The sequence below is a fragment of the Actinoplanes sp. NBRC 103695 genome (assembly GCF_030269485.1).
Classification (GTDB): Bacteria; Actinomycetota; Actinomycetes; order Mycobacteriales; family Micromonosporaceae; genus Actinoplanes.
Window position 1 is genome coordinate 194,434 of record NZ_BSTL01000014.1, and the last position, 20,005, is coordinate 214,438.

Consider the following 20,005-nt stretch of genomic DNA (forward strand, 5'->3'; position numbering starts at 1 on the left):
TCCGAAAAGTGTCGAGCGTCCATCCCTTGGGTCCTCCCCTTGTGTCCCCCCGCTGGGCCGGTCGGCCCTCGGGACACGCAGAGTCTGCGGATCAACACTGGTCGATCACTGGAGGGACAACACCCGTACCGAATCCGTACTACGCTCCGCTCCGGACCGATCACCGAGCACGTCGGGGGTGTCGGACGTGGACGGTCGCACGGAAGAAGATCTGGGTCTGCTGCTGCGCGAAGCACGGCAGGCGCTGGGCCTCACACAGTCGGAGCTCGCCGCCCGGGCGGGTCTGAGCACCGGCGCGGTACGCGACCTGGAACAGGGCCGCAGCAGCCGCCCGCGGGTCACGTCGGTGCGCGCGCTGGCCGGGGTCCTCGGCCTGGAGTCGTCGCACCGGCTGCTCCGGCTCGCCTCGCGCCCGGGGCCCGGACCGGCGCCGGCCACCGGGCCGCCGCACGTCTCGGTGCTCGGACCGCTGGCGGTGACCCGGTCGTCGGTGCCGCTGGCGATCGGTTCGGGCCGGCACCGGATCGTCCTGGCCCGGCTGGCGTTGACGCCGGGTCAGCCGGTGAGCCGCGAGGAGCTCATCGGCCTGCTGTGGGGCGACGATCCACCACCGTCCGCGGCCAACGTCCTGCAGACGCACGTGAGCCGCCTGCGCCGGATCCTCGGTCCGTCAGCGCTGACCCTCGTCTCGGCCGGCTATCGCCTGCAGCTGGGCGCCGGCCAGCTCGACCTGGTCGCCTACCGGTCACGGCTGGACGAGGGCCGGGCGCCGGCCGTGGATCCTCGCCAGGCGTTCGACCTGCTCGAGGACGCGCTCGACATGTGGCGCGGCGACGCGGTCGCGGGCGATGTGGCGGAGCTCTGTCACGACCCGCTGGTCACCGCGCTCACCGACGAGCGGATCGAGGTCACCATCCGGCTGGCCCGCCTGGGCGAGACGCTGCGCCGCCAGCCGGAGGTGCTGCCCCGCCTGCGCAACCTGGCCGCCCGGCATCCGTGGCACGAGTCGCTGCACGCCCGGCTGATCCGGGCGCTGGCCGCCTCCGGTCAGCAGGCCGCGGCGCTCCAGGCGTACGACGACGTGCGCCGGCGCCTCGCCGACGAGCTGGGCATCGATCCGAGCACCGAGCTGGCCGACGCCCGGCAGGCCGTCCTGCTGCGGCACGCCGAGGCGCCCCGGCACCGCCCGGCCTCCCCCGGCGGGCCGGTCCGGCCGTGGCAGGCGCCGGCGCCTCCACCGGACTTCACCGGCCGCGGCGACCACCTGGACCAGATCGAGAAGGTGTTGCGGTACGCCCCGGCCACCTGCGTCGTCTCCGGGATGGCCGGGGTCGGCAAGACCAGCCTGGCGCTGCGGGTCGCCCAGCGGGTGCGCCCGGACTTCCCGGACGGCCAGCTCCACATCGACCTCCGCGGCGCGGACCGGCGGCCGGTGAGCATCGCCGAGGCTCTCGCCCGGTTCCTGCGCGCGCTCGGCGTGGACAACCGGGAGATCCCGGACGACCCCGCCGAGGCGGCGGCGCTCTACCGCAGTGTGCTGAGCGACCGGCGGATCCTGGTGATCCTCGACAACGCCCGCAACGCGGCCCAGATCCGGCCGCTGCTGCCCGGCTCGGGGCCCGGCGTGGTGCTGGTGACCAGCCGCAACCAGTGTTCCGATCTGGACGGCGCCGCGCTGTTCGACCTGCCGGTGCTGGACGCCCGGGAGGCGGTCGACATGCTCGCCGGTCCGGCCTCGAGGACCCGGGTGGCCGCCGACCGGCCGGCCGCCGAGGCCCTCATCGAGGCGTGCGGACGGCTGCCGATCGCGATCCGGATGATCGCCGGCCGCCTGGCCGCGCGGCCCGCGCTGACCCTGGGCGACGCGCTCTCCCGGCTGCTCGACGAGCAGTCCCGGCTCGACCAGCTCCGCGTCGGTGACGTGGCGGTGACGGCCGGCTTCGAGCTCAGCTATCAGGACCTGGCACCCCGGGCGGCCCGGATCTTCCGCTCGGCCGCGCTGATCCCGGGCAAGGATTTCAGCGCCGCCGCGGTGGCCGCGCTGCTGGGCGAGGATCAGGCGGATGTCGAACTCGTGCTCGACGACCTGGTGCGGGAGAACCTGCTGCAGACCGTCGGCGCGCGCCGCTACCGCTACCACGACCTGCTGCACCTGTTCGCCCGCCGGGCGGGCGCGACCGCGCGCGACGACACCGAGGCGCCCGCGAGGCTCGGCCGGCTCTTCGAGTGGTATCTGTCCCGGACGGCGGCGGCGGTGCGCCTGGTCTACGCCGAGATGGTCCGGTTGCCGGTCGACGTGCCGGTCGACCCGGCCGGCTTCGAGGACACCGACGCCGCGATGGCCTGGCTCGACGGCGAGCTCGGCAACCTGGTCGCCGCCGTCGCCGCCGCCGCGGACGGCCCGCACCGCGCCCGGTCCTGGCAGCTGGCCGACCAGCTCCGCGCCTACTTCTTCGTCCGCCGCGACACGGTGGCGTGGCTGGCCACCGGCAACGCCGGTCTGGCCGCGGCGGAGGCGGCCGGTGACGACCGGGCGCAGGCGGCCATGCACCAGACCCTCGGGCAGGCACGCTGGTCGGCCGGACGGCACGACCTGGCCCTAGCCGCCTACCAGCGCGGTGTGGACGCGGCGCAACGCTCCGGTTGGCTGGTCGGCGCGGCGTACGGCCTGCACAACCTCGGCCTCGTCCAGGCCCAGCGGGGACGGACGGACGAGGCGTTCGAGCTCTATCAGCGCGCGCTGACCTCCGGCGACGGCAAGGAGTTCGACCACATCCGCGCGGTCACCCTCAACGATCTCGGCACGTTGTGCTCCGAGCAGGGCCGGCTGACCGACGCGGCGACCTACTTCGCCGACGCTCTGCGCATCAATCAGGGTGCCGCCCGCCGCCCGTCGGCGATGGCGAATCGCGGGAACCTGGGCATGGTGCTGCGCCAGCTGGGCGAGTACGACGTGGCACGCGAGCATTTCGACGTCGTCCTCGACCACGCCCGCCGTACCGGCTCGCCCACCGGGCAGATGGCGATGCTGGACGAGCTGAGCCGGCTGCACGGGCAGCGGGGTGAGTGGTCGGCGGCGGTGGCCGACGCCGACGAGGCGCTGCGGCTGGCCCGCGAGTTCGCCGATCCCCGCTCGGAGGCCGGAATCCTCACCACGCTCGGGTCGGCGCTGCTGGGATCCCGAGCAATCACCGACGCGCGGGCGCGTTTCACGGATGCGCTGGAGCTGAGCAGGAGGATGCAGCTCCGCTACTTCGAGGCCCAGGCGAGCATCGGACTGGCCGAGGCGCTCGTCGTGGACGGCGACGTGGAGGGGGCGCGCGAACTCGCCCGCGAGGGGCTGGAGATCGCGCGCCGCAACAACTACAGCGCCCTGGAGACCGAAGCGAACGCCGTGGTGACCGGCCTGATCGACCGGTCACCGGCGAACAGACGCTAAACCGTTCGTGCCAGCCGGTCGGCGAGCAGCTTCGCGAACCGGGCCGGGTCGTCCAGGTCCCCGCCCTCGGCCAGCAGGGCGGTCCCGTAGAGGAGCTCGGCCGTCTCGGTCAGCGCGGCGTCCTCGGGACGCTGCTCGTGCGCCGCGCGCAGGCCGGCGACGAGCGGGTGCGCCGGGTTGAGCTCGAGGATCCGCTTGACGTGCGGCACCTCCTGGCCCATCGCCCGGTACATCTTCTCCAGCGTCGGCGTGATGTCGTCGGCGTCGCTGACCAGGCAGGCCGGTGAGGTCGTCAGGCGGTGCGAGAGGCGTACCTCCTTGACCTGCTCCTCCAGCGCGCCCTTGAGGAAGCCGAGGAGCGGATCGAAGCCCTCCTCCTCGGGTTTGGCGTCCTCGGACGAGGAGGGCAGATCCACGTTGCCCCGCGCGATCGACTGGAACTTCTTCCCGTCGTACTCGGGGACGGCCTCCACCCAGATCTCGTCGACCGGGTCGGTGAGCAGCAGCACCTCGTAGCCCTGCGCCTGGAACGCCTCCATGTGCGGCGAGTTCTCCACCTGGCTGCGGGAGTCGCCGGTGAGGAAGTAGATCTCCTCCTGGCCCTCCTTCATCCGCGACACGTAGTCGGCCAGGGTGGTGGGGTCGGCGCCGCGGGTGGACGCGAACGAGGCGATGTCCAGGATCGACCTGTGGTTGTCGGGCTCGCCGAGCAGGCCTTCCTTGATCGCCCGGCCGAACTCGCGCCACAGCGTCGCGTACTTCTCCGGCTGTGCGCCCTGCAGGTCTTTGATCGTGGACAGCACCTTCTTGATCAGGCGCCGGCGGATCATCTGGATGTGCCGGTCCTGCTGGAGGATCTCCCGGGAGATGTTCAGCGACAGGTCGGCCGCGTCCACCACGCCCTTGACGAAGCGCAGGTAGTCGGGCATCAGCTCCTGGCTGTCGTCCATGATGAAGACGCGCTTCACGTACAGCTGGAGCCCGCGCCGGCCGTCCCGCTGGAACAGGTCGTGCGGGGCGCGCGACGGGATGAAGAGCAGCGCCTCGTACTCGAAGGTGCCCTCCGCCTTCATGTTGATGATCTCGAGCGGGTCGGTCCAGTCGTGGCTGATGTGCCGGTAGAACTCGTGGTACTCCTCGTCCTTCACCTCCGACCGGGGCCGCGCCCAGAGCGCCTTCATCGAGTTGATGGGCTCATCGGACTCGAGACCGAAGCGGATCGGGAACGCGATGAAGTCCGAGAACTTCTTGACGATCCCCTTGATCTTCCACTCGTCGGCGTAGTCGAAGAGCGCGTCCTCCTCGTCGGCGGGCCGCAGGTGCACGGTCACCGAGGTCCCGACGGGCGCGTCCGGGGCCTCCTCGATCGTGTACGTGCCCTCGCCACCCGACTCCCACCGCGTCCCGTCGTCCGTGCCCGCCTTCCGGGTGACCAGCGTGACCCGGTCGGCCACCATGAACGTCGAGTAGAACCCGACCCCGAACTGCCCGATCAGCTCCTTGGCGTCGCCGGACTCCTTGAGCTGCCGCAACATCTCGGCGGTGCCGGACTTGGCGATCGTGCCGATCAGCGACACGACCTCGTCGCGCGCCATCCCGATCCCGTTGTCGGTCACGGTCAGCGTCCGCGCCTCGGTGTCCACCACGATCCGGATGTGCAGATCCGACGTGTCCGCCTCGAGCCCGTCGCGCAACGTCGCCAGCCGCAGCTTGTCCAGCGCGTCCGACGAGTTCGAGATCAGCTCACGCAAGAAGATGTCCTTGTTCGAATAGATCGAATGGACCATCAACTGCAGCAACTGCCGAGCCTCAGCCTGAAACTCCAACGTCTCCGCGCTCATACTCCCGCTCTCCGTGTTCGAGTCCACTACGGCCCGATGTTAAAGGACCGCTCGAAGATCACGTTCAAGAGCCGGATGTCGTAGCGGGGTGGGTGGTACGGACCGTCGCTCACGCCGAGGGTCGCTTCGCTCCACGTGCGTGCTCGGTTGCGCTCAAAGATCGACATAGGTTGATATCTGGAAACATTGATGTAATCCTGGGAGCGCTCCCATCGCTACGGAAGGAGACATAACGTGCGCCACCATCGATCCGTCCGGCTCCTGGTCGTCGCCCTGCTCGCCACGATCGCCGCCGTCGTCCCCGGGGCGGGCGCCGCCCAGGCCCACGGCACCGTCGTCAGTCCGGCAAGCCGCGCCTACCAGTGCTGGCAGGCCTGGGGCAACCAGCACACCAACCCGGCCATGCAGCAGCAGGACCCGATGTGCTGGCAGGCTTTCCAGGCCAACCCGGACACCATGTGGAACTGGATGAGCGCGCTGCGCGACGGCCTCGGCGGCCAGTTCCAGGCCCGTACCCCCGACGGCCAGCTGTGCAGCAACGGCCTCGCCCGGAACAACAGCCTGAACCAGCCCGGCGCCTGGCGGACCAGCAACCTCGCCCGCAACTTCACCGTCCAGCTGTACGACCAGGCCAGTCACGGCGCCGACTACTTCAAGGTCTACGTCAGCAAGCAGGGGTTCAACCCGGCCACCCAGAGCCTCGGCTGGGGCAACCTCGACTTCATCACGCAGACCGGCCGGTACGCCCCGGCGCAGAACATCTCGTTCCCCGTGACGACCTCCGGATACACCGGACATCACGTCGTCTTCGTCATCTGGCAGGCCTCGCACCTCGACCAGGCCTACATGTGGTGCAGCGACGTCAACTTCACCTGATCGGCACCACTGCGGCCCAGGACGCCGGTCGGCGTCCTGGGCCGAAACCGAAGCGACGAGGTGGGAGGCGCGAACATGCGGAGCCGTTTCGTGTGGGCGGCGGTGGTCCTGCTGGCGACGTCGGCCGGCGCTGCCGCGCTGGTCAGCTCGGAGCCGGCGGATCTACCGGGCCAGGTCACGTCCCGGATGCGGACGACTCTCGAACAGTCCGATCCGGGACAGCACCATCACGCCGCGCATCAGGCGGCCACCGAGGCACAGGCGAAGGCGGCGGTGATCTGCGGTGTCCGCGTCTACGGCTACGAGCCGGCCGAGGCCACCGAGCTCACCGACGTCCGTACAGTCTACGGCTTCCACCTCTGCGGGGTCGCCGAGCCGAAGGTCCCCTGGGACGTGGCGGTCAAGCTGGCCGGCCCGGTCATCCTGGACATGTCCACCGAGCCGCCGGGCGTCCGGGTGGTCGAGGCGACCGCCGATGTCAGGTTCGTCGACCGGCTCCGGCAGATGTTCCCCGACAAGTACGCCCAGCTGGCGGCCAAGGAGGCCCTGACCGCCTCGGAGATGGCCGACCTGCGCGGCCGGTACGCCGCCGCGGCCGGAATCTGAGTTCCCCGCCGCTGGGGACCATGCGGCCCATGGATTCGGCAACATCTCGTCGGCCCGGTGCCTCGCTGCGGGTCCTAAATAGGTTGCGGCGCCGGGCCGCAGCGCATAGAACCGAGGCCGGACCTATCGGAAAGGAGGGCTGAGCCATGTACGCCGATCACATCGCGCTCGTGTCCTCCCGGGGTTGCCGACCGCGGTGATCCCGGAGCGGGCAGGGCGCGTCTCCGGATGGAGAAGTCTTGAATCCGCACCTGCACGACCTGACCCTGCGCCCGATCAGCGGGCCTGACGAGCTGTACCTGTTCAACCACCTGCCGTACGTCCTGAACGCCCAGATCGCCGGGGACCTGGCGGCCGGTCGCCGCCGCCCGGAGTGGCTGTGGCTCGCCCTGCGGGGTGAGCGCGTGGTGGCCCGGGCCGGATGGTGGTCCCGGCCGGGCGACCGGCATCCGCTCCTGATGGACGTCTTCGACCTAGCCGGCGAGGCCGACGCCGACGACGCCGTCCGGTTGCTCGAGGCCGCCTTGCGCGACGTGGTCCCGGCCGGGACGACGCCGCCGGAATACCTCCGGTTCCTGCCATCGGACTGGCGCGACCGCCCGGACACCCGGCAGGTCGTCGAGGACCGGATGGGCGCCCTCGAACGTGCCGGGGCGAAGCTGTTCGTCGAACGTCTGCGCCTGGAATGGCGGCCGGGCACGCCCATCGCCGAACCGGGCGGCCGGCTCGCCTTCCGGCCGGTACGCGACCCGGAGGAGCTCATCGGGCTGATGACTCTCGTGCTCGACGGCACCCTCGACGCGCACAGCCGGGAGGAGCTGACCCGGACGCCTCCCGGGCAGGCCGCCCGGGACCAGTACCACGACGAGCTCGAACGCTACGACAGCCCGCGCGACTGGTGGCGGGTCGCGACCCTGCCGGACGGCGAACCGGCCGGGTTCGTGCTCCCCGCGCACAACGGCTACAGCTCGGTCATCGCCTACATCGGGGTGGTGCCGGCCCACCGCGGGCACGGCTACATCGACGACCTGCTCGCCGAGGGCACGCGCCTGCTCGCGGCACAGGACGTGCCGTACATCCGGGCGGCGACGGACCTGGGCAACGGGCCGATGGCGGCGGCGTTCGCCCGGGCCGGCTACGTCACCATCGAGCATCAGATCGACATGACCTGGCGGGCGGCACGGTAGAGGACGCCGGGGCGGGCGCGGCCGTTGCGGGCCGCGCCCGTGTCAGTCGTCGAGCAGCTCCCTGATGCGATCCATCGCCGCGACCGCACCGGCCCGGTCGCGGCGGCCCAGCCCGCAGCTCGTCGAGACGTCCACCGGGCGGCCGGCGGCGTCCTCGACGTATCCGCGGATCCGCCGCTGCACGGCCAGGTCCTGTCTCTCGTGCGCGTAGCCCGCCACCAGCCGCGCGCCGCCCAGCCGCAGGTCACGCAGCGGGCCGTAGAACCGGGCGTCGTCCACCGGCGGGTCCACGGCCGCGGCGAGCGGCGCGTGCACGTACTCCAGCGGCCGGGACGACGGCCAGCGTTCGGCGAGCGCGTTGGCGAGCAGGACGAACGGTCCGGCATCACCCATCCGCCCGAGGGCCCGATGGTTGAGATCACCGAGACACAGGTGTACGCCGAAACGGGCGCCCGCCGGGGCCCCCAGCACGAGGTCCGCGACGCGGCGGGCGAGCACCCCGGCGAGCGCCTTCCGGGCCGGGCGTGGCGCCCGGGTCAGCAGCACCAGCTCGGCCGGGATCTCCACCTGGAACACCACGTCCTGCCCGGCCAGGGCGTGCACCTCGTGCATGGCACCGGCCAGCGCCTCGGCGAACCGCCCCGCGTACCGCGGCACCCCCGCCGGCCCGAACGTGAACATCGCCAGGTCGATCGCCCCCGGAATCCCGACCTGGAACCCTTGTCCCGCCTCGCCGCGTCGCGCACGGTAGGCGGGCAACGACGCCCGTGCGGCGGCCGCGATGCCCAGATCCAGCGCCGCGCCGTAGAGCCGCTCCCCCGCCCTGCCACCGGCGCGCGTGCCGGCCGACGGCCTGAACGCACAGAGTGTCGGCCACCTGACTGAGAGTTCCCATTCATGTCGGATGGGCGACAGGATGGCCGGGCAGGCGGACGCCGAGAGGAGTCGATCGACATGGTTCAGCCCTGGCCGGGGATTCGTCGTGGCGACAAGGCACATCCGGTGCCGACCCTGCAGTACCTGCTGCGCGAGCAGGGGCGGGTCGTGCTGGTGGACGGTGAGTTCGGACCACGTACGGACGCCGCGGTGCGCGCCGTCCAGCACGAGCGGCATCTGGTCGAGGACGGCATGGTCGGCCCGGTCACCTGGCGGGCCCTGATCGCCACCCGGCGGCGAGGCGACCGCGGCGAGGCGGTGCGGGCGGTCCAGGAGGAGTTCCAGTTCCGCAACCTGAGCGGCGACCCGGCTCGCGCGCCGCGCGTCGACGGCGTCTTCGGGCCGATCACCGACGGCGCGGTCCGCTCGTTCCAGCACGCCTTGCACGCCGACGACCCGGCGGTCACCGTCGACGGCGTGGTCGACCACCGCGTCTGGCAGGCCCTGCTCGGCGGAACGCTGGTGTTCTGAAGCGAGTGCGTGTTCTGAAGCGAGTGCCTAGCCGTCCGAGCAGCCGGGACCGGCAGCGGCGCCACGGACGATGCAGTAGGCCGAGATGTCGCCCTTCACGTACGGCTGAAGGTCGGCGATCGCCCGTGGCTGCGCCGAGTTGACCGACGTGTAGGCCACGATCGCCGAGTCGACGGCCCGGCACGTGGCCTGGTCGGCGACCGTCGACGCACGCTCCGTCAGCACACCGGGGTTATACGCAACGTAAGATAACCCTGCCACACTCACTGTAATCGCCGCCGCCATTGCGAGCTCTGCCAAACGCACGCGGCCACCGTAGCCGACGTGACCCGGAGTAACCAACAGACAAAACGGACTCGGACGAAGATCACTCTCCGTGTCTTAGGATTCGCTGCCGGCCGAAGCGGGAAAGCGCAGACCATGCCGCTGTTCGGCCCGCTGCTGATCGTGTACGTGGTCTGGGGCTCGACGTACCTGGCCATGAAGGTCGCCGTCGGACATCTGCCGCCGCTCACCCTGAACGCGGTCCGCTTCCTCACCGCGGGACTGATCCTCTACGCCTGGTGCGCGTGGCGGCGCCGGCGCACCGGCCACCGGTGGAAGCGGCCGACCGCACGGGAGTGGCGGGCCGGCGCGATCCAGGGGTTGCTGCTCCCGGCCGCGGGCACCGGCGGCGCGACGTGGGCCGAGCAGGAGCTGTCGTCGGGCGTGGCGGCGCTGCTGCTGGCGACGATTCCGCTGTGGATCGTGATCGGCAGCCGGGTGGTCGACAAGGAGCGGATCAGCCTGCCGGTCGGTCTCGGCCTGCTCGCCGGGGTGGTGGGCGTGGCGGTGCTGGTCAACCCGTTCGGCGGCGATCCGCCGGACCCGCTCTCCGCGGCGGTCGCGCTGGGTGGTGCGCTCTGCTGGGGGCTCGGTTCCGTGTACGGGCGGCACGCGCCCCGCCCCGAGCAGCCCCTGCTGGCGAGCGCCGTGGAGATGCTGTGTGCCGGCGCGTTCCTGGCGGTGCTCGGCGGGGTCGGCGGCGAGTTCGGCAGCTCTGCCTTCAGCCCGGTTGTGGGCGGTGGCGGGGCTGCGGACGGCCTCTCGTCGGAGGCGATGCGGAGCGTGCTCGCCGTGGCGTACCTGATCGTGTTCGGCAGCCTGATCGCCTACACCGCGTACGAGTGGCTGCTGCAGCACGCCCCGCCCCGGATCACCGGCACCTACGCCTTCGTCAACCCGATCGTGGCCGTGCTGCTCGGCTGGTGGCTGCTGGACGAGCAGGTCGGCCCGCGAACGCTGCTGGCGGGCGCGATCATCGCGGTGGCCGTGGCATTGATCGTGCTGCCCAGACGAGAGGATCACAAAAGTGATCAACATTGACGGATACCTCAAAACGACCCTACCGTCGATACACAGTGCAACGGTTCAGTAACGCTCGGAGGATCCCATGCGTCGTGCCGCTGTCGTCGTCCCTCTCGTTCTCGCGGCCCTCTGGTTCGCCGCGCCCGCCCAGGCTTTCGCGCACAACGCGGTGCACAGCCCGGCCCTGCACGCCGTCCTCGACGGCCTCACTCTGCTCGTGGTCTCCGCTCCGGTGTGGACCGCGATGCTGTGGAACGGCGGTGCCAGCCGCTGGTGGCTGGCCGGCCTGATCGCCGTGGTCCAGGTGCCGGTCGCGATCATCGGCTTCGTCCCGATCGCCGGCCCGGTCGTGCACCTGACGCTCTTCGGGCTCGCCCTCGCCCTGACCGCGGTGTCACTCAAGGTGGCGCGTACCCGCCCATTCCCCACCCGGCGTGCGCACGCGCAGGCCGACGACTGACCCGCCCGGGTCGCGTTCGAGCTCGACCACCGGGCATCCGTCGACCGGCGGGTGCCCGCTCACCGCGGAGTGGCGGCAGTGCTCCTCGTCCGCGTACCCCCAGGCTCTGAACAGCTCGCGCCCACCCACCAGATAGCGGCCGACGGTGGCGATCCGCTCCCCCTCCGGGCGCCGGTAGAACTCCGCGGTGAGGCCGGGGACGGTCTCACCCTCGAATTCGGCCTCGGCCACGCGGTGAGGCAGGTATCGCGACAAATCAGGCGTACGCACGGCGCCCATCTTCCCATCAAGCTGTCAGGATGTTGGGTCAGACTTCCGGCATGGCGGAGGAGACGATGGTGCCGGCGGGCGGCGTCGACCTGTGCGTGCAGGCCTTCGGCGAACCCCCCGCGCCGGCCGTGCTGCTGATCGCGGGGGCCGCGTCGGCGATGGACTGGTGGGACGAGGAGTTCTGCCGCCGGCTCGCTGCCGGGGGACGCCGGGTCGTCCGGTACGACCACCGCGACACCGGCCGCTCGACGTCGTTCACGCCGGGCGCCCCGCCGTACACCTGGTCGGACCTTGCCGCCGACGCCCTCGCCCTGCTGGACTCGCTCGACATGCCGAGGGCGCACCTGGTCGCGTTCGGTCTCGGTGGCCGCCTCGCCCAGGCTCTCGCCGCCGCCCACCCGGCCCGCGTGTGGTCGCTGACCCTGATCGCGCCGGCCGCCTTCGCCGCGTGGCCGGACGCCGAGTGGGGCGACCGGCGGGTGGCCGTCGACCGGCTCGTCGCCGAGGTGCAGGAACGGGCCGGGCCGTTCCAGCCGGACGAACCGCGACTGCGCCGGCTGGCCCAGCGGGTGTTCGACCGCAGCGTCGACATGATGTCCAGCCAGATCAACCACCGGATCGTCTTCGCCGAGGCGCCCGCGCAGGACGGCCCGGTGACCGTGCCGACGCTGGTCCTGAACGGCACGATGGACCGGTTCGCGGCGCCGCCTCCGCCGGGCGCGCGGCTGGTGCGGCTCGACGGCGTGGGCCACGAGTACCCGCCGCAGGCGGTCTGGCCCCAGGTCCTCGGCGAGATCCTGCGGCACACCACGGCCGCGGCCACGGACCGGCGTACCTCACTCGGGTAGGCGCCGCTGCATGACCGCGATCGGCGCGCCGCCCTGCCCGGTGTCGGTGATGTTCACGACATCCCAGCCGAAGCTCATCAGGTGCTCGGCGGCGGTCAGCAGGAACGACATGCGCTCGGTGCCGATGGACCCGCGCGGTGAGTGGATCGCCAGCAGCCGGAAGGGGTACCGCGACAGATCGGCACGTCCCTCGAGCAGGGCGGACGCCGACACCATCCGGGTCCGGAAGATCTGATCGGCCGTCTCGACGTTCGCCATCGGGCGAGCTTAAAGGGGCAGTAGCTCCGACGTGGGTGCGGGCGCGACCGGCGGGGTCTCCCAGAGCAGGCGCTCGAAGCCGGCGGGCGGCACCGGGCGGCTGATCAGGTAGCCCTGGATCGCCGGGCAGCCGGCCGCCGCCAGCGCACGCCAGTCGTCCGGCTCCTCGACGCCCTCGGCGACCACGCTCATGTTCAGCGAGGTGGCCAGGCCGAGGACCGCCACGATGATCGACGACTTGCGGACGTCGCCGGCCAGGCCGGACACGAACGAGCGGTCCAGCTTCACCACGTCGGCGGGGACCGACTGGAGCCACGTCAGCGAGCTGTAGCCGGTGCCGAAGTCGTCGAGCGCGATGCGTACGCCCAGCTCCTTGACCGCGTCCAGCCGCTCCTGGAGGTCGTCGGACATGGCCAGCACCGCGGTCTCGGTGATCTCCAGAACCAGGCGGGACGGGTCGTCCAGGCCGTGCTCGGCGAGCAGCCGGGCGACCATGGGTACGAAGCCGGGCTCGGACAGCTGCCGCGGGCTCACGTTGACCGACACGTAGCCGAGCTCCAGCCGCCACCTCATCAGCCAGCGCAGCGCCGTGGACATCACGTGCTCGCCCAGCGGGACGACCATCCCGGTCTCCTCCGCGGCGGGGATGAAATGCCCCGGCCCGAGGATGCCGCCGTCCGCGGCACGCATGCGGACCAGCGCCTCGGCGCCGATGATGTGCCCGCTGACCGACGACGCGATCGGCTGGAACCAGACCGGCAGCGTCTCGTCGAGGTCGCCCTCGAGCGCGCGCCGCAGCTGTGCCTCGGCGGTGATCCGCTGCTGCACGTCGACCCGCATCTGGTCGTTGAAGACGGCCAGCCGGTTGCCGCCGCCCTTCTTGGCCGCGTACATCGCGGTGTCCGCCGCCAGCAGCGCGTGCTCGGCCAGGTCCGGCCGGTCGGCGACGGCCACGCCGACACTGACCGCGATCCGGCTGGTGTTCCCGGCGACCGGCAGCGGCGTACCGAACGAATCGATCACCGAGCGTGCGGTGGCCGCCGCGGTCTCCACCGGCCCGCCCAGCCCGACCACGAACTCGTCGCCGCCCAACCGGCCGATCAGCGACCCGGCGGGCACGACCGCGCGGAGCCAGTCGGCGACCGCGCGCAGCACGTCGTCGCCGGCCGCGTGACCGGCGCCGTCGTTGATCGCCTTGAACCGGTCGACGTCCAGGTAGATCACGCCGGCCGGGCCGGGCTGCCCGGTCAGCAGCGCGGCCAGGTCGTCCTCGAAGCCCTTGCGGGACAGCAACCCGGTCAGGTCGTCGACCCGGAGCTGCCGCCGGAGCTCGTCGCGGTGTTCCATCTGGGCGGTGACGTCGATGCAGTGCACGAAGATCAGGCGCAGCCGCCCGGCTTTGTCCCGCAGACCGTTGCTGTGGATCTCCACCCAGATCCGGCTGCCGTCGCCCGTGCGGCGGTACGCCCGGGTGACGGTGACCGCGTCGCCCTCGGCGAGCATCTCACCGAAGATGTTCTCCTCGCCCGGCTCCGCCACGAGCGGCAGGTCCTCGAGCCGGAAGTCCATCGGCAGCGGCCGCGACAGCCGCATCCAGGCGTAGTAGGCGTCGTTGGCGCGCAGCAGCCGGCCGTCCGGCGACCACATCACCATCGGCACCGGCGTCTCGTCGAACGCCAGCGTCATCTGTGCCTGGCTCTCGTCCAGGTTCTCCTGGGCGCGCTTCTCCTCGGTCTCGGTGAGCCGCCAGGCGATGACCTGGAAGGCGGCCGCGCCGAGCACCGCGAGGCCGTGCAGCAGCGCCCACATCAGCGGGTGCTGGGCCGCCTCGTGGTGGTCGTAGGTGCGGTCGCTGGCGAGGGCGCCGAGCACCGAGTGGTGCAGCACGGTGCCGATCAGGAAGGCCAGGAAGGGCGCCCAGTCACGGTAGAGGGCGAGGGCCGCCACCACGACGAAGTAGGTGAAGTGCGCCTCGGTGAGGCCGTGGCAGACCGCCACGAAGCCGCCGCACAGCGCGGTGAAGCCGACCGCCACCAGGATCGACGGCAGCCGCTTCGACGTCATCGCGGTGGCCGCGATCACGCAGGGCAGGACCAGGGCGACCGTGATGAACCAGGCCGCGTCGAGGCCCTCGTCGCGGAACGCGCCGACGACGGTGAGCAGCGGGATGCCGGCCGCGAGCAGGATGGTCAGCAGCCGGTGCCGGCGCGTCCAGTCCTCGTCACGCAGGCCGCCGCCGGCAGGCAGCATCGTGGTCAACATCGACCACGCGCGCGTCACCAGCGTCACCCCGCCCGCCCCTCTACCGGTTCTGTTACCGGCATATCGGCAGGTGACGGGCGGGTATGAGACTCAGCGCACGACCAAAACCCGGACGTCCCACGGCCCGAGGTCCACCTCACCCTCCACGTCCTCGCCGGTGAGGGCGTCGGTGACCGGTACGGGCGGCCGGAACGGAACCGGATCCCACGACCAGTTGTGCACGAACCGGACACGGCGGCCGTCCCGGGCGGTGGCGCCGGTGACCGTCACGGACGGCGGCGTGTCCCGCCAGTCCCCCTCGCCGGGCGGCGCCAGCCAGCGGAACAGCGCGGCGGCCAGCTCGGGGCCGGGCACGGTCCCGACCGTGGTGATCCGGCCGTGGCCGTGCGCCCGGGTGGTGATCGCCGGCCAGCGCCCGAAGTGCGGATGCTCGTAGCGGGCGAGCACGTCGGCCCCGCCGGCCTCCAGGCCGTCGATCCAGCGGGTGGCGGTCGCGCCGGGCGGCAGCTCCAGGTCGCCGCCGGTGGCCCGGACCGGCACCGGCGAGCTGAGGTTGCTGAACTCGTCGTACCGGACTCCCGCCGGCCCGCCGACCACCGCGGGCGCCGGCTCGGACCGGGCGCGGGCCTCCTCGTCGGCGTAGCCGGTGCGCGGACCCAGGATCAGATGCCCGCCCGCTTCCGCGTACGCCACCAGCCAGGCCAGCGTGATGTCGTCGGCGATGTAGAGCCCGCTCGCCACCAGCACCGGATACCGGCGGGCCGCCTCGCCCGGACCGTCCAGGTGCCCGGCGTGCAGGATCCGCACCGGCACACCGGCGTCGAACGCGCCGCGGTAGAACGGGTCGAACAGCCCGTGATAGGCCCGCTCGTCCGGGTCGCGCTCGCCCTTCGCCAGCGGCGGGAAACGCTGCATGAGCCACTTGCTCTCCGCCGACCACAGCATCGCCACGCCGGCGTCCGGGGTCAGCCCGGCCACCAGCTCACCGGCCGCGGCCAGCTCCGCGCCCAGCCGGGCGATCTCCCGGTACGTGCGGCCGGGGCGCCCGGAGTGCGGCAGCACGCCACCCCAGTACGTCTCGGCGCCGAAGTGCAGGGTGTGCCAGTGCCAGTACTCGATCATCGTGGCGCCGCGGGAGATCAGCGCCCACGCCGCCTGGCGCCACTGCCCGTCGTACGCCGGCCGGTTGTTCCAGGGGAAGCCGATCGACTGGGCGTTGGTCTCGCTGACCAGGTACGGCGCCTGTTTCGACGAGTACATCCGGTCGGCGCTCAGATAGAGCGCCCAGGTGCCGGTGGTGGTCCAGAACTGTGGCTGGTCGCCGGCGCCGGGATGGGCCAGCCCGTCCTGCATGGCGTAGTACGGGTTGCCCGCGGTGACGTCCAGCGCCAGGGTGAGCTCGGCGTCGTCGACGGCCGGGCGCTCGTACGAGATGCACGTGGTGACGAACTGCTCCGGGCGCGCGTACTCCCGGACGATCCCGGCCTGCCAGGCGATGAACTCGGTGGTCTGCTCGGCCTGGAAACGCCGCCACGCCAGGTGGTACTGCGGCTGGGCGTTGCCGTCCGGGGTCCACAGGTCGGCCCAGTCGGCGAGCCGGTGCGACCAGTAGACCAGCCCCCAGGCGCGGTTCAGGGTCTCGACGTCGCCGTAGCGGTGCCGCAGCCGGTCCACGAAACGCTGGAAGACGCCGTGGTTGTGCAGGAGCTCGTTGCCCGGCTCGTTGTCGACCTGGAATCCGATGACGGCCGGATGGCTCGCGTACCGCTCGAGGATCTTGCGGACCACCCGCTCGGCGTGGAACCGGAACGCGGGGTGGGTGAAGTCGACCTCCTGCCGGGCGCCCCACGGGATGCGCTGCCCGGTGGCCCGCTCCCCCGCGATCTCCGGGTAGAGCCGGGCCAGCCAGGGCGGGACCGCGTACGTCGGGGTGCCCAGGATGACCGAGATGCCGCGCTCGTGGGCGCCGTCCAGCACCGGCCGGAGCCAGTCCAGGTCGAACCGTCCGTTCTCCGGCTCCCAGGTCGACCACACCGACTCGCCCACCCGGATCACGGTGAAACTCGCCTCGGCCATCAGGTCCAGGTCGGTCTTCAACCGCTCGTACGGCTGGTACTCGTGGTAGTAGGCCGCACCGAAAAGTACGCCCCGATCGGGAAAGCTCATCATCCTTTTACTCCTCCGGCGGAGAGGCCCGACTGCCAATAGCGTTGGAGCAGCAGGAACGCGGCGATCAGCGGCACGATCGAGAGCATCGAGCCGGTCACCACCAGGGCGAGCAGATCACCCGTGGAGCCGCCGCCGCCCGCCGTCTGCGAGGACCAGGCGGCCAGGCCGACGGTGATCGGGTAGAGCTCGGGGTCGTTCAGCATGATCAGCGGCAGGAAGTAGTTGTTCCAGGTCGCCACCAGCGTGAAGAGCAGCACGGTGACGATGCCGGGCGCCAGCGAGCGCAGCACGATCTTGAAGAAGATGCCCATCTCGGACGCGCCGTCGATCCGGCCCGCCTCGATCATGCTGTCGTCGATGGCGTCCTGGGCGTAGATCCGCATCAGGTAGAGCCCGAACGGGCTGACCAGCGACGGCAGGATGATCGCCCACGGCGTGTTGACCAGGTCGATCTTGCTGAACAGCAGGTAGGTCGGGATGGCCAGCGCGGTGGTCGGCACCATCACCGCGGCCAGCACGACACCGAACAGCGTGCTGTTGCCACGGAACCGGAACTTGGCGAACCCGTAGCCGCCGAGCGCGCACAGGAACGCCGCGCCACCGGCGCTGACCACCGAGTAGAACAGCGTGTTCAGCAGCCACCGGCCGTAGACGCCGTCGCCGTACGTGAAGACCTGGCCGATGTTCTGGAACAGGTGGAAGTCGGCGGTGAACCACAGGCCGAAGCTGCTGAACAGGTCGCCGGTGGACTTGGTCGAGGCGACCACGAGCCAGAACAGCGGCAACAGGAAGTAGACCAGCAGGGCCAGCATGCCGATGGTCAGCAGATTGCTGCGTCTCTTCACGCCGGCCTCCGGCGGGTGGCCAGCAGGACCAGCGACGACGCGATGACGATGACCAGGCCCAGCAGGAACGAGACCGCCGCCGCGTAGTTCACCTCCTGGCCGGTGAAGGCCAGCGTGTACGCGTACAGGTTCGGGGTGTACGCGCTGTCGATCACGCTCGGGGCCAGCCGCTGGAGCAGTTGCGGCTCGGCGAACAGCTGGAAGCTGCCGATCACCGAGAAGATCAGGCACAGCAGCAGGGCCGGGCGGAGCGCCGGGATCTTGATGCTCCAGGCGATCCGCCACGAGCCGGCCCCGTCCACCGCCGCCGCCTCGTAGAGCTCACCCGGCACGCCGCGCAGGGCGGCGTACAGGATGATCATGTTGTATCCGACGAACTCCCAGGTCACGATGTTGGCCATCGAGCCGAGCATGCCGCCGTCGGTCAGGAAACCCGGCGCCGGCAGGCCGAGCGAGCCGGCGAGCTGCGCGAAGGGACCGAAGTCCGGGCCGTACAGGTAACCCCACATCAGCGTGGCGACCACCGCCGGCACCGCGTACGGAACAAAGATCCCCAGCCGGAACACCTTCGCGAACCGCAGCAGTCCACTGTCGATCGCCAGCGCGGCCACCAGGGAGATCAGCAGCATGATCGGCACCTGCAGGAGGAAGAACCGGACCACCCGGAGCACCCCGCCGATCAGCCGATCGTCGGTGAGCGCCCGGGTGTAGTTGTCCAGCCCGGCGAAGACCGTGCCCCCGATGAGCTGTTCCCGGAACAGGCTCAGGTACGCCGCGTAGACCAGCGGGACCACCAGCATCGCCACGAAGACGATCATGAAAGGCAGGATGAAGAGGTAACCCTTCTTCACTGGCCGACCTTGAAACCCTGGTTCTTCGCATAATCGCTGACCCGTTGCTGCCATTGGTCGAGAGCAGCGCCGGTGTCCGACTTGTCGGCGAACGACTTGCCCACCGTCTCGTCCCAGTCGTTGACGGCCTGGTCCAGGAACGGCGGCCACTGGAACTGGGTGTCCACCGTGCCGCTGATGTCACTGAAGACCTGGTTGACCGTCTGGCCGCCGTAGAACTCCGGCTTCAGGCCGGTGAACGACTGATCGGCGAGCAACGCCTTGGTGGCCGGGAAGAGGAACTGCTCGGTGGCGAACCGCTTGGTCACCGCCGGGTCGGTGTTCAGGAACTCGGCGAACTTGGCCGCCGCGACCGGGTTCTTGGTGCCGGTCACCACCGCGGTCGTCGAACCGCCCCAGTTGCCGGCCTTGTTCTCCCCGGCCGTCCACTGCGGCAGCGGCGCGGCCCGCCACTTGCCGGACGTCGACTTCGCGCTGCCGGTCAGGAAGACCGGGCCCCACGCGGCGGTCAGCCAGGTGGCGTACTTGCCGCGGTTCAGGGCCTGGTACCACGGGTCGGTGAAGTCGGGGTCGGCCGAGACCACGCCCTCCTTGATCAGCCCGCCCCAGTAGTCGCCGACCTTCTTGGCCACCTCGTCGTTGAGGTTGACGGTGACCGACTCCGGGCCGGTGGTCGCGAACGGCTTGGCGCCGGCCTGCCAGAGCATCCCCATGTAGGCGCCGTTCTGGTTGGACGCCAGGTTGGTCAGGTAGACCTTCGGGTCGGCGGTGTGCAGCTTGCGCGCGGCGGCGGCGAACTCCTCCCAGGTCTTCGGCACCTCGATGCCGTACTTGTCGAAGAGGTCCTGCCGGTACAGCATGCCCATCGGGCCGGTGTCCTGCGGGTACGCCCAGATCTCCCCGTTCGCGCCGCTGACCTGCGACCAGGTCCAGTCGACGAACTTGTCCTTCTGCGCCTCCGCGCCGTACGGGCGCAGGTCCACCAGGCTCTTGGTAAGCGAGAAGGTCGGGATGTACTGGAACTCGATCTGCACGGCGTCCGGCGCGCCGGTGCCGGCCTTCAGCGCGGTACGCAGCTTGGTGTACTGCGGTTCGCCCTGACCGGCGTTGACCACCTTCACCTTGATCGCCGGGTACTTGGCCGTGAACATGTCCACCTCCTTCTGGATGTCGGGCACCCAGGTCCAGAAGGTGAGCTCGGTCGGGGTCTGCATGGCCTTGTCGATGTCGGCCTGGCTGGCCGGAGCCGCCTTGGTGGTTTCGTCGTCACCGCCGCCGCTGCAGGCGGCGAGGGCGAGGACGAGGACGACTGCTGCTGCCTTGAAGCGTTTCATGGAGG

Annotated in this window: 18 protein-coding genes; 8 read left to right on the plus strand and 10 right to left on the minus strand. The window is 71.1% G+C overall.

Going from position 1 to position 20,005, the window contains the following annotated elements; genetic code table 11:
* Positions 1 to 187: 187 nt before the first annotated feature.
* Positions 188 to 3,439 (plus strand): BTAD domain-containing putative transcriptional regulator, encoded by a 3,252-nt coding sequence (locus QSK31_RS25800; protein ID WP_285686902.1) that lies wholly within the window; start codon positions 188 to 190, stop codon positions 3,437 to 3,439.
* Here the strand turns inward: QSK31_RS25800 and htpG are convergent.
* Positions 3,436 to 5,280, minus strand: coding sequence for a molecular chaperone HtpG (gene htpG, locus QSK31_RS25805; RefSeq protein WP_285686903.1), 1,845 nt, complete (start codon positions 5,278 to 5,280; stop codon positions 3,436 to 3,438). The two genes, QSK31_RS25800 and htpG, sit on opposite strands and share 4 nt — an antisense overlap.
* Positions 5,281 to 5,514: 234 nt before the next feature.
* Between htpG and QSK31_RS25810 the strand changes: the two genes are divergently transcribed.
* From QSK31_RS25810 to QSK31_RS25820, 3 genes are all read left to right on the plus strand, one after another.
* Entirely contained in the window at positions 5,515 to 6,156 is a 642-nt protein-coding gene (locus tag QSK31_RS25810) for a lytic polysaccharide monooxygenase auxiliary activity family 9 protein (protein ID WP_285686904.1), read from the plus strand.
* Between the two features lie 75 nt (positions 6,157 to 6,231).
* Positions 6,232 to 6,762: a hypothetical protein gene (locus QSK31_RS25815; protein ID WP_285686905.1), complete on the plus strand. Its 531-nt coding sequence runs from the start codon at positions 6,232 to 6,234 to the stop codon at positions 6,760 to 6,762.
* Positions 6,763 to 7,001: 239 nt separating this feature from the next.
* Positions 7,002 to 7,949 carry a GNAT family N-acetyltransferase gene (locus QSK31_RS25820; protein WP_285686906.1) on the plus strand — a complete coding sequence of 316 codons (948 nt, stop codon included), beginning with the start codon at positions 7,002 to 7,004 and terminating at the stop codon, positions 7,947 to 7,949.
* 42 nt (positions 7,950 to 7,991) lie between these two features.
* Here the strand turns inward: QSK31_RS25820 and QSK31_RS25825 are convergent, their stop codons facing one another.
* Positions 7,992 to 8,708 carry a hypothetical protein gene (locus QSK31_RS25825; RefSeq protein WP_285686907.1) on the minus strand — a complete coding sequence of 239 codons (717 nt, stop codon included), beginning with the start codon at positions 8,706 to 8,708 and terminating at the stop codon, positions 7,992 to 7,994.
* A 195-nt stretch (positions 8,709 to 8,903) separates the two neighbouring features.
* On the opposite strand from QSK31_RS25825, the gene QSK31_RS25830 reads away from it, so the two are divergent.
* A complete protein-coding gene (locus tag QSK31_RS25830) occupies positions 8,904 to 9,356 on the plus strand; it encodes a peptidoglycan-binding domain-containing protein (protein WP_285686908.1) in 453 nt (150 codons plus the stop codon).
* Positions 9,357 to 9,383: 27 nt separating this feature from the next.
* On the opposite strand, the gene QSK31_RS25835 is transcribed toward QSK31_RS25830, so the two are convergent.
* Entirely contained in the window at positions 9,384 to 9,581 is a 198-nt protein-coding gene (locus QSK31_RS25835; protein WP_285686909.1) for a hypothetical protein, read from the minus strand.
* Between the two features lie 195 nt (positions 9,582 to 9,776).
* Between QSK31_RS25835 and QSK31_RS25840 the strand changes: the two genes are divergently transcribed.
* The gene (locus QSK31_RS25840) at positions 9,777 to 10,721 is read left to right on the plus strand and encodes an EamA family transporter (protein WP_285686910.1); all 945 of its coding nucleotides are present in this window, start codon (positions 9,777 to 9,779) and stop codon (positions 10,719 to 10,721) included.
* Positions 10,722 to 10,788: 67 nt separating this feature from the next.
* Complete coding sequence (locus QSK31_RS25845; RefSeq protein WP_285686911.1) at positions 10,789 to 11,163, plus strand: hypothetical protein; 375 nt, start codon at positions 10,789 to 10,791, stop codon at positions 11,161 to 11,163.
* Here QSK31_RS25845 and QSK31_RS25850 read toward each other — a convergent pair.
* On the minus strand, positions 11,098 to 11,433 hold the full coding sequence (locus QSK31_RS25850; RefSeq protein ID WP_285686912.1) for a hypothetical protein: 336 nt from the start codon (positions 11,431 to 11,433) through the stop codon (positions 11,098 to 11,100). The genes QSK31_RS25845 and QSK31_RS25850 overlap by 66 nt on opposite strands.
* 50 nt (positions 11,434 to 11,483) lie before the next feature.
* On the opposite strand from QSK31_RS25850, the gene QSK31_RS25855 reads away from it, so the two are divergent.
* Complete coding sequence (locus tag QSK31_RS25855; RefSeq protein ID WP_285686913.1) at positions 11,484 to 12,281, plus strand: alpha/beta fold hydrolase; 798 nt, start codon at positions 11,484 to 11,486, stop codon at positions 12,279 to 12,281.
* Here QSK31_RS25855 and QSK31_RS25860 read toward each other — a convergent pair.
* The 6 genes from QSK31_RS25860 to QSK31_RS25885 form a co-directional block, all read right to left on the minus strand.
* Entirely contained in the window at positions 12,270 to 12,539 is a 270-nt protein-coding gene (locus QSK31_RS25860; protein ID WP_285686914.1) for a transcriptional regulator, read from the minus strand. The two genes, QSK31_RS25855 and QSK31_RS25860, sit on opposite strands and share 12 nt — an antisense overlap.
* Positions 12,540 to 12,548: 9 nt before the next feature.
* Positions 12,549 to 14,819: a putative bifunctional diguanylate cyclase/phosphodiesterase gene (locus tag QSK31_RS25865; protein WP_285686915.1), complete on the minus strand. Its 2,271-nt coding sequence runs from the start codon at positions 14,817 to 14,819 to the stop codon at positions 12,549 to 12,551.
* Positions 14,820 to 14,891: 72 nt separating this feature from the next.
* Positions 14,892 to 16,970, minus strand: coding sequence for a beta-galactosidase (locus QSK31_RS25870; protein WP_285686916.1), 2,079 nt, complete (start codon positions 16,968 to 16,970; stop codon positions 14,892 to 14,894).
* Positions 16,967 to 17,815 carry a carbohydrate ABC transporter permease gene (locus QSK31_RS25875; RefSeq protein ID WP_285686917.1) on the minus strand — a complete coding sequence of 283 codons (849 nt, stop codon included), beginning with the start codon at positions 17,813 to 17,815 and terminating at the stop codon, positions 16,967 to 16,969. Before QSK31_RS25875 ends, QSK31_RS25870 begins: the two co-directional genes overlap by 4 nt.
* Positions 17,812 to 18,666, minus strand: coding sequence for a carbohydrate ABC transporter permease (locus QSK31_RS25880; protein WP_285686918.1), 855 nt, complete (start codon positions 18,664 to 18,666; stop codon positions 17,812 to 17,814). The genes QSK31_RS25875 and QSK31_RS25880 overlap by 4 nt, the downstream gene beginning before the upstream one ends.
* The gene (locus QSK31_RS25885) at positions 18,663 to 20,000 is read right to left on the minus strand and encodes an ABC transporter substrate-binding protein (RefSeq protein WP_285686919.1); all 1,338 of its coding nucleotides are present in this window, start codon (positions 19,998 to 20,000) and stop codon (positions 18,663 to 18,665) included. The genes QSK31_RS25880 and QSK31_RS25885 overlap by 4 nt, the downstream gene beginning before the upstream one ends.
* Between the last annotated feature and the right edge of the window lie 5 nt (positions 20,001 to 20,005).

Coding starts and splice junctions, on each gene's coding strand:
- QSK31_RS25855 (WP_285686913.1), top strand. CDS start 11,484: ATGGCGGAGGAGACGATGGTGCCGGCGGGCGGCGTCGACCTGTGCGTG.
- QSK31_RS25840 (WP_285686910.1), top strand. CDS start 9,777: ATGCCGCTGTTCGGCCCGCTGCTGATCGTGTACGTGGTCTGGGGCTCG.
- htpG (WP_285686903.1), bottom strand. CDS start 5,280: ATGAGCGCGGAGACGTTGGAGTTTCAGGCTGAGGCTCGGCAGTTGCTG.
- QSK31_RS25845 (WP_285686911.1), top strand. CDS start 10,789: ATGCGTCGTGCCGCTGTCGTCGTCCCTCTCGTTCTCGCGGCCCTCTGG.
- QSK31_RS25860 (WP_285686914.1), bottom strand. CDS start 12,539: ATGGCGAACGTCGAGACGGCCGATCAGATCTTCCGGACCCGGATGGTG.
- QSK31_RS25830 (WP_285686908.1), top strand. CDS start 8,904: ATGGTTCAGCCCTGGCCGGGGATTCGTCGTGGCGACAAGGCACATCCG.
- QSK31_RS25870 (WP_285686916.1), bottom strand. CDS start 16,970: ATGATGAGCTTTCCCGATCGGGGCGTACTTTTCGGTGCGGCCTACTAC.
- QSK31_RS25815 (WP_285686905.1), top strand. CDS start 6,232: ATGCGGAGCCGTTTCGTGTGGGCGGCGGTGGTCCTGCTGGCGACGTCG.
- QSK31_RS25885 (WP_285686919.1), bottom strand. CDS start 20,000: ATGAAACGCTTCAAGGCAGCAGCAGTCGTCCTCGTCCTCGCCCTCGCC.